This is a genomic window from Streptomyces torulosus (genome assembly GCF_001419765.1).
Lineage (GTDB): Bacteria > Actinomycetota > Actinomycetes > Streptomycetales > Streptomycetaceae > Streptomyces > Streptomyces torulosus.
In genome coordinates this window covers 1-10,727 of the sequence record NZ_LIRK01000470.1, presented here as the reverse complement: position 1 = coordinate 10,727, position 10,727 = coordinate 1, and the positions used below count along the sequence as shown (strand labels likewise).

General features: G+C 72.9%; 10 protein-coding genes, 2 pseudogenes and 1 riboswitch. Of the genes and pseudogenes, 6 read left to right on the top strand and 6 right to left on the bottom strand.

Annotated features, from left to right (window positions below; translation table 11 throughout):
• From AOK23_RS50490 to thiO, 5 genes and pseudogenes are all read right to left on the bottom strand, one after another.
• Nucleotides 1-357, bottom strand: a pseudogene (locus AOK23_RS50490) (PASTA domain-containing protein); the annotation flags it as partial.
• A 2-nt stretch (nt 358-359) separates the two neighbouring features.
• A pseudogene (locus AOK23_RS29835) lies at nt 360-1,450 on the bottom strand (protein kinase domain-containing protein); the annotation flags it as partial.
• Nucleotides 1,451-1,557: 107 nt separating this feature from the next.
• On the bottom strand, nt 1,558-2,352 hold the full coding sequence (locus tag AOK23_RS29830; protein ID WP_055715702.1) for a thiazole synthase: 795 nt from the start codon (nt 2,350-2,352) through the stop codon (nt 1,558-1,560).
• A 3-nt stretch (nt 2,353-2,355) separates the two neighbouring features.
• Nucleotides 2,356-2,583, bottom strand: a complete 228-nt coding sequence (gene thiS / locus AOK23_RS29825) for a sulfur carrier protein ThiS (RefSeq protein ID WP_206336320.1) — start codon at nt 2,581-2,583, stop codon at nt 2,356-2,358.
• Nucleotides 2,580-3,755, bottom strand: a complete 1,176-nt coding sequence (gene thiO / locus AOK23_RS29820; protein WP_055715701.1) for a glycine oxidase ThiO — start codon at nt 3,753-3,755, stop codon at nt 2,580-2,582. The genes thiS and thiO overlap by 4 nt, the downstream gene beginning before the upstream one ends.
• A riboswitch (TPP riboswitch) is annotated at nt 3,753-3,864 on the bottom strand. Its footprint overlaps the gene before it by 3 nt.
• Before the next feature lie 52 nt (nt 3,865-3,916).
• Here thiO and AOK23_RS29815 point away from each other — a divergent pair.
• From AOK23_RS29815 to AOK23_RS29790, 6 genes are all read left to right on the top strand, one after another.
• Entirely contained in the window at nt 3,917-4,297 is a 381-nt protein-coding gene (locus AOK23_RS29815) for an avidin-fold protein (protein ID WP_055715700.1), read from the top strand.
• 32 nt (nt 4,298-4,329) lie between these two features.
• Nucleotides 4,330-5,589, top strand: coding sequence for an NAD(P)/FAD-dependent oxidoreductase (locus AOK23_RS29810; RefSeq protein WP_055715699.1), 1,260 nt, complete (start codon nt 4,330-4,332; stop codon nt 5,587-5,589).
• An 81-nt stretch (nt 5,590-5,670) separates the two neighbouring features.
• Entirely contained in the window at nt 5,671-6,036 is a 366-nt protein-coding gene (locus tag AOK23_RS29805; RefSeq protein WP_055715698.1) for an Rv2175c family DNA-binding protein, read from the top strand.
• 151 nt (nt 6,037-6,187) lie between these two features.
• Nucleotides 6,188-6,850 carry a thiamine phosphate synthase gene (gene thiE, locus AOK23_RS29800; RefSeq protein WP_055715697.1) on the top strand — a complete coding sequence of 221 codons (663 nt, stop codon included), beginning with the start codon at nt 6,188-6,190 and terminating at the stop codon, nt 6,848-6,850.
• 107 nt (nt 6,851-6,957) lie between these two features.
• Entirely contained in the window at nt 6,958-7,881 is a 924-nt protein-coding gene (gene metF, locus AOK23_RS29795) for a methylenetetrahydrofolate reductase [NAD(P)H] (RefSeq protein WP_055715696.1), read from the top strand.
• A 55-nt stretch (nt 7,882-7,936) separates the two neighbouring features.
• On the top strand, nt 7,937-8,848 hold the full coding sequence (locus AOK23_RS29790) for an SCO2102 family sporulation regulator (protein WP_055715695.1): 912 nt from the start codon (nt 7,937-7,939) through the stop codon (nt 8,846-8,848).
• A 10-nt stretch (nt 8,849-8,858) separates the two neighbouring features.
• On the opposite strand, the gene AOK23_RS29785 is transcribed toward AOK23_RS29790, so the two are convergent.
• Nucleotides 8,859-10,373 carry a phytoene desaturase family protein gene (locus AOK23_RS29785; protein ID WP_055715694.1) on the bottom strand — a complete coding sequence of 505 codons (1,515 nt, stop codon included), beginning with the start codon at nt 10,371-10,373 and terminating at the stop codon, nt 8,859-8,861.
• Nucleotides 10,374-10,727 lie beyond the last annotated feature (354 nt).

Sequence of the window (10,727 nt, the reverse complement as noted above, 5' to 3'; positions counted from 1 at the left end):
GAGGACGCCTTGGTCCCGGCGCCCGGCTCGGTGCGGATCACCTGACCCCTGATGACCTCGTCGCTGAACTCCCGCGTCACCAGGCCCGGTTCCAGCCCGTCGCTCTTGAGACGGGCCTTCGCCTTGTCCAGCCGGTAGCCCTTCAGGTCGGGCAGCGCCACGGTCTCGGGGCCCTTGGAGATCGTCAGCGTGACCGTGTCGTTGTCCCGGATGCGGTCGCCCGGCTCCGGGTCGGTGCGGATCACCTCGCCGCGCTTGACGGTGTCGCTGAACGCGCGCTCGACCTTGACGCCGAGCCCGGCACCCTGGATCCGCTTCGTCGCGACGGCCTCCGACTGGGCCAGCACCGCCGGGACCNNCCCCCGCCCACGCCGAGGACGAGCAGCACGGCGGCGACGATCGCGATCAGGCCCCGCCGGGGCGCGGTGCCACCACCGCTGCGCCGGGGCGGCGGCGGGGACGTCTCGAACCGGCTCGTGCGGTTCATCCCGTCGAGCCCCGCCGAACGGGACACGGTCAGCGACCGCGGGATGACGCTCGTACGGTCCTCCGCGTTGTCGTGCCCGGCGGTTCTCGCCTGCGGCGGCACCGCGTCCAGCTGCTCGACGCTCAGCGCGGACCGCGCCTGAAGCGTCTGCGCGAGCAGCGCGACCGCGTCGTACGGCCGCAGCTCCGGATGGCGGGCGGTCGCCGAGGCGACCAGCTCGTCCAGCTCGAACGGCAGACCGGGAACGGCGGCCGACGGCGGCGGCACGTCGTCGTTCAGCGCGTGGTAGAGCACCTGCGCGGGGGTGTCCCCGCCGTGGGGTTTGCCGCCGGTGAGCATCTCGTAGAGCATCACCCCGCACGCGTACACGTCCACGCGGGTGTCGGTCGTGCCGTGCTCCAGCTGCTCCGGGGCCAGATAGGCCACGGTGCCGAGCACGGTGCCCGTGGTGCTGGTGACGGTGTCCACGGAGCGGACCAGCCCGAAGTCGGCGACCTTGACCCGGCCGTCGTCCCCGATCAGCACGTTCTCCGGCTTCATGTCGCGGTGCACGAAACCGGCGCGGTGGGCGGCGCCCAGGGCGGCGAGGATCGGCTCCAGGATGTCCAGCGCGGCCCGCGGCTGCAGGGCGCCGCGCTCGCGCAGCACGTCCCGCAGGGTGCACCCGGCGACGTACTCCATGGCCAGATAGACGTACGACCCGTCGGTGCCCTGGTCGTAGACCCCCACCACGTTCGGGTGGGAGAGCCGTGCCACCGATTTGGCCTCGCGGATGAACCGCTCCACGAACGAACCGTCCGCGGCCAGGGTCGGATGCATCACCTTGAGCGCGAGCACCCGGTCCAGGCGGGTGTCCACGGCCCGGTAGACCGTGGCCATCCCGCCGACCGCGATCCGCGCCTCGACTCGATACCGGCCGTCGAGCACCTGGCCGACAAGCGGGTCCTGAAGGGTCGTGTCCACGCAGGTGAGTCTACGAGCCGCCACGGACACCCCCACCCGTTCCGGGGCGACGGGGACGGACTGCAGCAGACCTGTGACCGTCCCGCGCCCGGACGGGGGACCGGCACTCAGAACGCCGGCCGCTCCGGGTCCAGGTGGGCCAGGCCCTCGCCGGGGGACGACGCCTGCGCGAAGTGACGCCGGGGGATGCGGCCCGCCCGGTGCGCGAGGCGGCCCGCCTCCACCGCGTTGCGCATGGCGGTCGCCATCAGCACCGGCTCCTGCGCCCGGGTCACCGCGGAGGCGAGCATGACACCCGCGCACCCCAGTTCCATCGCGAGCGCCGCGTCCGACGCCGTACCGGCCCCCGCGTCCAGGATCACCGGTACGCGCGCGTGCTCCACGATCAGCTGGAAGTTGTGCGGGTTGCGGATGCCGAGCCCGGACCCGATCGGCGACCCGAGCGGCATGATCGCGGCGCAGCCGACGTCCTCCAGCTTTCGGGCGAGCACGGGGTCGTCGTTGGTGTACGGCAGCACCGTGAAACCGTCGTCGACCAGCGTCTCCGCGGCGTCCAGCAGCTCGATCGGGTCCGGCAGCAGGGTCCGCTCGTCGGCGATGACCTCCAGCTTCACCAGGTCCGTGCCGAGCGCCTCCCGTGCGAGCCGCGCGGTGAGCACGGCCTCGCCCGCCGTGAAGCAGCCGGCGGTGTTGGGCAGCACCCGGATGCCCAGCCGGTCGAGCACCGAGAGCACCGAGCCGTGCACGGCGGCGTTCACCCGGCGCATCGCGACCGTCGTCAGCTCGGTGCCGGAGGCCACCAGCGCCCGCTCCAGCATGTCAAGGCTGGGGGCGCCGCCGGTGCCCATGATCAGGCGGGACGAGTAGGTCGTACCGCCGAGGACGAAGGGGTCGTCTGCCATGGGTCAGCCTCCTTGGACGGCGGTCAGGACCTCGACGCGGTCCCCGTCGGAGAGGAGCGTCGAGGGCCACTGCGCGCGCGGGACGACGGTTTCGTTGAGCGCGGCGGCGACCCCGGACGGGGACGCGGCGAGCGTCAGGACGAGCGTGTCGAGGGCGGTGCCGGGGGCGACACGCCGGCGCTCCCCGTTGACGAGGACGGTCAGGGCGTCGGTGCGGTCCACGGCGCTCATACGGGCTGCTCGGAGAGTTCCCTGGGCGCGCCGGCGCGGAAGCGCAGCGGTGTGAAGTCGCGTGCCACCTCGGGCAGTTCCCCGCTGATCAGGACATGGGCCAGGACGTCGCCGGTGATCGGGGTGAGGAGGACCCCGTTGCGGTAGTGGCCCGTCGCGAGGAGCAGGCCGTCGAGTTCGGTGGGGCCGAGGAGGGGGGCGTTGTCGGGGGAGCCGGGGCGCAGTCCCGCGCGGGTCTCGGTGAGCGGGAGCTCGGTGATGCCGGGGACGAGTTCATGGGCGTCCCGCAGCAGTTCGTACACCCCGCCAGCGGTGACCGTGGTGTCCCAGCCGAGCTCCTCGCTGGTGGCGCCGACGACGAGTTCGCCGTTCTCGCGCGGCACCAGGTAGACGTGGCTGCCGCGGACCACGGCCCGCACGGTCCGGGTCAGGAAGGGCGCGTACCGCTTCGGCACGGTCAGCCGCAGCACCTGCCCCTTCACGGGCCGCACCGGCGGCAGCACGTCGTCGGGGACACCGGCGAGCCGCCCGCTGTGGCTGCCCCCGGCCAGGACGACACGCCCCGCGGTCAGCCCGGTGCCGTCGTCGGCCCTGACCCCGGCGGCCCGTCCCCGCACCACGGAGAGTTCCTCGGCCCGGGCCCGGTGGAACACGACCCCGGCCCGCTCGCAGGCCGTGACGAGGGCTCTGGAGAGCCGCCTCGGGTCGATCTGGTGGTCCCCGTCGACCCGCAGCCCGCCGCGCACGCCCGGCGCCAGCATCGGCTCCAGACGGCGGCACTCGCGGCCGTTCAGCCACTCCGACTCCAGGCCCGAACGGCGTTGCAGGGCGTGCAGTTCACGCAGGTGGGCCCGGTCGTCGGCGTCGAGGGCGACGGCGAGCGTCCCGGAGCGGCGGTAGCCGAGGTCGAGGCCGGTCGCCTCGGTCAGCTCGGCGGCGAAGTCGGGGTAGCGGCGCGCGGACTCCAGGTTGAGCCCCAGCAGCGTCTGCTCGCCGTAGTGCAGTTCCGTGACCGCGGCGAGCATCCCGGCCGCAACCTGGGCCGCCCCGCCCCCGGGCCCGGGATCCACGACGGTGGTGGTGAACCCGCGCTGGGCGGCCCGCCAGGCCGTGACCAGCCCGATGATCCCGCCCCCCACGACGAGGACGTCTGAGGTGTGCGTACGCGACATGGGCGTCCAGCCCCTCCCTTCGCCGGCATGACCCGGATCAGGTTCGTACGGTCGGAGGCCGCCAGCCTCCCTCTCAGCCCGGTGCGTCCGGGCTCCCGCGAGTGCTCTACGGTGGCCCACCCTAGCCCGTGCCGTATCGCTCAGTAAGGGAGCCTCCCGCCATGGCCCGCTCGCTCGACGGACTCGTCCTCGCCCCCGTGGCCGACCAGGCCCCAGGTCAGGTCGGCACCCTCACACGGTTCGCGTACCACGAGAAGGACGGCGAGATCTGGGCCGACTACGCGGGCGGCGACGTCGTACGCGGCCACCTCCTGGGTACCCGTGAGGGTGACCGGCTGGACTTCCGTTACGTCCAGCTGCGGACCGACGGGACGACCGCGTCGGGACACTGCGTGTCCCTGGTGGTCGAGCTGCCCGACGGGCGAGTGCGGCTGGAGGAGACCTGGGAGTGGGAATCGAGGCCGGGCAGTGGGACGAGCACGGTGGAGCAGATCGAGACGGCGGACGGCACCGTGGAGCAGGCCACGGCACACGACCGCTGACTGACGGGTCGTCAGTTGTCTATGGTGATCAGGTGAACGAGCAGACACGGGCAGCGGGAGGGACGACGGCGCGCCGGGTCGTCGTCGTGGGCGCGGGCATGGCCGGGGTGCAGACCGCGGTCGCCCTGCGTGAACAGGGCTTCTCCGGCGAGGTGACGCTGATCGGCGCCGAGCCCCACCAGCCGTACGACCGGCCGCCCCTGTCCAAGGCCGTCCTGCTCGGCAAGGCCGAGGACTCCGCGTTCGACGTCGACTTCGAGGCGCTCGGCATCGAACTCCGGCTCGGCCGGGAGGTCCTGGGCGTCCGCCCCGGCGAGCACGAACTGGACACCGCCGCCGGAGCCGTCCCGTACGACCTCCTGGTCCTCGCCACCGGCGCCGAACCGATCCGGCTGCCCGGCGTGGAGGGCGTGCCCGGCGTGCATCTGCTGCGCACCCTGGACGACGCCGAGCGGCTGCGCCCCGTCCTGGCCGAGCAGCACGACATCGTCGTCGTGGGCGCCGGCTGGATCGGCGCCGAGTTCGCCACCGCCGCGCGGGAGGCGGGCTGCGCGGTCACCGTCGTGGAGGCCGCCGACCGGCCGCTGGCCGGGGCGCTGCCCGCCGAGGTGGCCGCGCCGATGACCGCCTGGTACGCCGACAGCGGCACCACGCTGCGGACCCACGCGCGCGTGGAGCGCGTCGAGCCGGGCACGGTCGTCCTGGACGACGGCTCCCGGATCTCGGCCGGTGCCGTGGTCGTCGGCATCGGGGCACGCCCCGCGACGGCCTGGCTGAGGGACTCCGGCATCGAACTGGGCCCCCGCGGGGAGGTGGTCGCCGACGACCACCTGCGCACCTCCGCGCCGGACGTCTGGGCGGTCGGCGACTGCGCGTCCTTCCCCTCGGGCCGCTACGGCGAGCGCCTCCTGGTCCACCACTGGGACAACGCCCTCCAGGGCCCCCGCACGGTCGCCGCGAACATTCTCGGCGAGACGCCCGAGCCCTATGACCCCGTCCCGTACTTCTGGTCGGAGCAGTTCGGCCGGTTCGTCCAGTACGCGGGGCACCACCCCGCCGCCGACACCATGGTCCGGCGCGGGGACCCCGCGGGCGCCGCCTGGACGGTGTGCTGGCTGCGCGAGGACCGCCTGGTCGCCCTGCTCGCCGTCGGCCGGCCGAGGGACCTGGCGCAGGGCCGCCGCCTCATCGAGTCGGGCACCCCGATGAACCCCGCCCTGCTCGCGGACCCGGCGAGGCCCCTGAAGGCGGCGACGGCCCAGGGCCCTTCTGACGGCCAAGGGTCCTTCTGATGGATCTCCGCAGCGGGGACCACCCCCCGGAGGGCCCCGCTCGGCTACCCACTGTCAGTCCCAGATGGCAGTCTTGGTGACGTGACCGAGATTGACGCAAAGATCGATGCTCTCGTCCCCGCGTGGCTGACCCTCCCCGACATCGCCGAGATGCTCGGCGTCGAGGTGACCCGTGTGCGGCAGCTGGTCAAGGAGGGCCAGCTCATCGCCGTACGCCGTGGTGAGAACCGCGCGCTGCACGTCCCCGCCGCCTTCATCGACGGAGACCGGGTCGTCAAGGGCCTGGCCGGCACCCTGACGCTGCTCAAGGACGACGGCTTCACCGACGAAGAGATGCTGGAGTGGCTCTTCACTCCCGACCCCAGCCTGCCCGGCACCCCGGCCCAGGCCCTCAGCGAGAATCGCGGCACGGAGGTGAAGCGCCGCGCGCAGGCGCTCGCCGTGTGATCACCGGAGGCTGAGAAGCCGCACCACCGGCAGGATCCGTACCACCGCACCACCTGAACAGCACCGTGCGGCGTACGGCAGCCGGGGCCACCTGGGCCCCCGGCTGCCGTACGCCGCACCGACATGGCACCGCCCACGGGGGACTCATCCAATGACCGACGCCGCTGCCCGGCTCGCCGACGCCCGTCTCTACCTCTGCATGGACGCCCGCGAGCGCCAGGGCGACCTCCCGGAGTTCCTGGACGCGGTCCTCGGTGCCGGCGTGGACATCGTCCAGCTGCGCGACAAGGGCATGGAGGCGGCACAGGAGCTGGAGCTCCTGGAGCTGTTCGCCGAGAAGTGCCGCCTCCACGGCAAGCTGCTCGCCGTGAACGACCGGGCCGACGTGGCGCACGCCTCGCGGTCCGCGCACCCGGGCGGCGCCGACGTCCTGCACCTCGGCCAGGGCGACCTCCCGGTGCCCGCCGCCCGCGCGATCCTCGGCGACGACGTCCTCATCGGCCGCTCCACGCACTCCGAGGAGGAGGCCGCGGCGGCCGCCGTCCAGGAGGGCGTGGACTACTTCTGCACGGGCCCCTGCTGGCCCACCCCCACCAAGCCCGGCCGGCACGCGCCCGGCCTCGACCTCGTGCGGTACACCGCCGCGCTCGGCACCGACCGCCCCTGGTTCGCCATCGGGGGCATCGACCTCGGCAACCTCGACGAGGTCGTCGCCGCGGGCGCCCGACGGGTCGTCGTCGTCCGCGCGATCACCGAGGCCGACGACCCTGCGGCCGCGGCGGCGGCGTTCGCCGAGCGCCTGCGCGCCCTGTGACACCGCACGCCGCCCGGGTGTCCAAGGCGTGGACACCCGAGCCGATAAAGCGGACAAAAGGGGGTGCTCTGGTTGGGGGACGGCCCCGACCTGACTAACCTGCGGTTATGGCCCTAGGAACCGCCTCCACCAGGACTGATCGCGCACGGACCGTGCGGGACATGCTCGCCACGGGCAGGACCACGTACTCGTTCGAGTTCTGGGCCCCCAAGACCGAGAAGGGCGAGCGGAACCTGTGGAACGCCCTCCGCAGGGTCGAGGCGGTGGCCCCCAGCTTCGTCTCCGTGACCTACGGAGCGGGCGGTTCCACGCGCGCCGGCACCGTCCGGGCGACCGAGCAGATCGCCGCCGACACCACGCTCACCCCGGTCGCCCACCTGACCGCCGTCAACCACTCCATCGCCGAACTGCGCAACATCATCGGCCAGTACGCGGACGCCGGTATCCGCAACATGCTCGCGGTCCGCGGCGACCCGCCCGGCGACCCCATGGCCGACTGGGTGCCGCACCCGCAGGGCCTGACGTACGCCGCCGAACTCGTCCACCTCATCAAGGAGTCGGGTGACTTCTGCGTGGGCGTCGCGGCCTTCCCGGAGATGCACCCCCGGTCCGCCGACTGGGACACCGACGTCGCCCACTTCGTGGACAAGTGCCGGGCCGGCGCCGACTACGCGATCACCCAGATGTTCTTCCACCCCGACTCGTACCTGCGTCTGAGGGACGCCGTGGCGAAGGCCGGCTGCGAGACCCCGGTCATCCCGGAGGTCATGCCCGTCACCAGCGTGAAGATGTTGGAAAGGCTGCCCCAACTCAGCAACGCGGCCATCCCGGACGCCCTGAAAGAGCGGATCGTCACAGCCAAAGACGATCCGGCCGCTGTACGCTCCATTGGCATCGAGTTCGCCACGGAGTTCTGCGCGAGGCTGCTGGACGAGGGAGTCCCCGGACTTCACTTCATCACCCTGAACAACTCCACCGCGACTCTGGAAATCTACGAGAACCTGGGCCTGCACCACCCACCGAGGGCCTAGACCGGTCGCACTCGCGTACGACACACTGCGTAGCGGCCACAGGAGAGGGGCGTACATGGGCTGGACGGTCCTCTACATCGCGTTCGGCGTCGTCGCGTTGTGGCTGCTGGGCGAGGTCTTGCTGCAGTACAAGGCGCGGTTGCGGTGGAGGCTGCTCGCCTTCGTCGGGTTCCTCTGTGTCGTCCTCGGCGTCCTGATGCCCAATGTGATCGTCATCGGCGTCGGCGCGATCGCCTTCGCGGTCGGCCAGACGTATGTGACCCTGTCGTTCCGCCGTGGTTTCGAGGCGGGTTGGGCCGTCCGCCCGCGCTCCGATGAGGGTGCGGAGGCTCCCGTGGCCAAGCCCGGCAAGAAGCGGCGCCGCGGCGAACCGGAGCGTCAGGACCCCACCCTGGAGGTCTCCGAACTGCAGCCCTCGACTGCCGGAACGTACCAGCAGGACGACGACCCGCTGGACCAGGACGACGACGTCTTCGTACGCCCGAAGTCCACCCCCTCCGGGGCGGCCACCGTGTACTCGCCGGAGCCCATGCCCGACGACACCAGCACCTACGGCGTCTACCGCGAGGACAACGCGTACGCGGCGGCCCCGGGCCAGTCCTACGCCAACGCCGACCAGGCCCAGGACGAGGCCTTCGCCTACTACGGCTACGACCAGCAGGGCTACGGCTACGACCAGTCCGAGCAGCAGTACGCCGCCTACTCCGACCCGTACATCGGCACCCAGACCTACGACGCCACCGCCTCCTACGACCCGTCCTACGGGCAGCAGGGGTACGGGCAGCAGGGCTACGGGCAGGACCAGTACGGCAACGGCGCGTACGGCGGCGAGACCCCGCCCGGCGGTGTCTGGGTCCCGCAACAGCGCAACACCGACGACCCGTTCGGGTCGGATCTGCCGACGGACCAGTCGTACCCGTACCAGGGGAACGGCAACGGGTACGACGAACAGCAGTACCGTTTCTGACGGTCGGTTCTCACTGGGAGCCGCGGAAGCCGGGTCCGTCCACGATCAGTCCCGCGACCAGGGATCCCGACATGCCGGCGTGCGGGAGGCCGCCGCCGGGGTGTGACCAGCCGCCGACCGTGAACAGGCCCGGTAGGGCCGTGGTGTTGGACGGCTGCAGGAGGCGGCCGTCGCCCGCCGCCAGTGCCGGGGCCGGGATCGCGCCGCCCGCCGCACCCGTCGTCCGCTCGATGTCCGCGGGGGTGCGCACCTCGTGCCAGAGCAGCCGGTCCCGGAGACCGGGCACGGCCCGCTCCGCGGCGGTGATCACACTCCGCGCCTGCTGTTCGAAGACCTCCGACTCCGCCCCGTGCCCGTCGGGTCGGGTCGGCACCACCGCGCTGAGCACGATCGCCTCGTGCCCGGAGTCCGGAACCAGTGCCGGATCATCGGGACGCACCACCGTCACCGTGGGCGCCGCGACCGTCCCGGACGCGGCGCCGAACAGCTCGTCCAGCTCGCTGTCGCGGTCCTCCGCGTGCACCACCGTGCGGTGCGCCGTGTCCTCCGGTCGGCCACCGCGCAGCGCGAGCAGCACGGTCAGCCGGCTCGTCCGCACCCGCTGGGCCGGCACCTCCCCGGAACCCCGGACGACGGACCGCCGCACCGCCCCGTCCAGGACCTCGGGCGCGACCCCGGCGACCACGAAGTCCGCCTCGGCCACCGTCCCGTCCGCCGACTCGACCCCGGCCGCCCGGCCGTCCTTCTCCACGATCCCGGTGATCTCGGCGTCGAAGACGAACTCGACCTTCCGGGCCAGACACCGCTCGTACACGGCCCGCGCCAGCTGCCGGAGACCGCCCCGGACGTACCAGATGCCGAAGGCGTGCTCCATGTACGGCAGGACCGCCGCGCTCGCCGGGGTGGTGCGCGGGTCCAGCCCGCACGCCAGGGCGTGACTCTCCAACAGGGCCGTCAGCCGGGGGTCGCGCAGCTCCAGGGCGCCGACCTCGGCGAGGGTGCCGGCGCGGCGGGTGCGCAGCAGCCGCTTGCGGGGCACCGCCGGATAGGGCTCGCGCTCGGCGAGGACCTGCCAGTCGGGCCACAGCGGCTCCTCCAGGAGGGGCCGCCGGGTGCGGTCCCACGCCTCGCGGGCCCGGACCAGGAAGTCGCCCCAGCGGTCGCCCGCCCCCGAGCCGAGCGCCGTGTTCAGGGCGGCGACCACGCCCGCGCGGGAGGCGTTCGGCAGCAGCAGGTCCGTGCCGTCGGCGAAGACATGCCGTGCGGCCGGGTCCACCTGGACCAGGTCGACGCACTTCTCCAGCGGCTCCTTGCCGGTCTTCAGGAACAGATCGCGGTAGACGGCGGGCAGGGGCAGCAGCGCCGGGCCCGTGTCGAACGCGAAGCCGTCGCGCTCGTACCGTCCCACCGCACCGCCGTAGGTCGTCGTGCGCTCGTACACCACCACCCGGTGGCCCGCGACGGCCAGCCGGGCGGCCGCCGCCATGGCGCCGAGACCGGCGCCGATCACCGCAATCCTTGCCATGTCTGCGACCTTAGCGGGCGCCGCCGACAACCGGTTCCCGGCCTGTGCGCAGCCACCGGGCGAGTATCCGCGCGGACGCCCTCGTGACCAGAGGGGCACCGGGGGCGTGGGGGTGAGTGCGCAGGGCTGAGTACGCGTACCTACGGGGGGAGATGAGTAGGCGCGCGGATGGGCTCCCCTCCGCGCGGACGGGAGAGTGGAGGCACGGGAAGGGGCGTGGCTCCGGAACCGCCGGCACGGGGCGGCGGAACGGGTCTCGCGCTCCGACCGCTCCTTCCGTCGACACGGTCGAGGCTTCGACGGTCGGCGGGAGCGAGGCACGGGGGACTGGGGGACAAGGTCTGTCTCTGATAC

Bases quoted from the DNA above. Each gene is read 5' to 3' on its own strand.
- AOK23_RS29830 (WP_055715702.1), bottom strand. From the start codon at position 2,352: ATGGCAGACGACCCCTTCGTCCTCGGCGGTACGACCTACTCGTCCCGC.
- thiS (WP_206336320.1), bottom strand. From the start codon at position 2,583: ATGAGCGCCGTGGACCGCACCGACGCCCTGACCGTCCTCGTCAACGGG.
- thiO (WP_055715701.1), bottom strand. From the start codon at position 3,755: ATGTCGCGTACGCACACCTCAGACGTCCTCGTCGTGGGGGGCGGGATC.
- AOK23_RS29815 (WP_055715700.1), top strand. From the start codon at position 3,917: ATGGCCCGCTCGCTCGACGGACTCGTCCTCGCCCCCGTGGCCGACCAG.
- thiE (WP_055715697.1), top strand. From the start codon at position 6,188: ATGACCGACGCCGCTGCCCGGCTCGCCGACGCCCGTCTCTACCTCTGC.
- metF (WP_055715696.1), top strand. From the start codon at position 6,958: ATGGCCCTAGGAACCGCCTCCACCAGGACTGATCGCGCACGGACCGTG.
- AOK23_RS29790 (WP_055715695.1), top strand. From the start codon at position 7,937: ATGGGCTGGACGGTCCTCTACATCGCGTTCGGCGTCGTCGCGTTGTGG.
- AOK23_RS29785 (WP_055715694.1), bottom strand. From the start codon at position 10,373: ATGGCAAGGATTGCGGTGATCGGCGCCGGTCTCGGCGCCATGGCGGCG.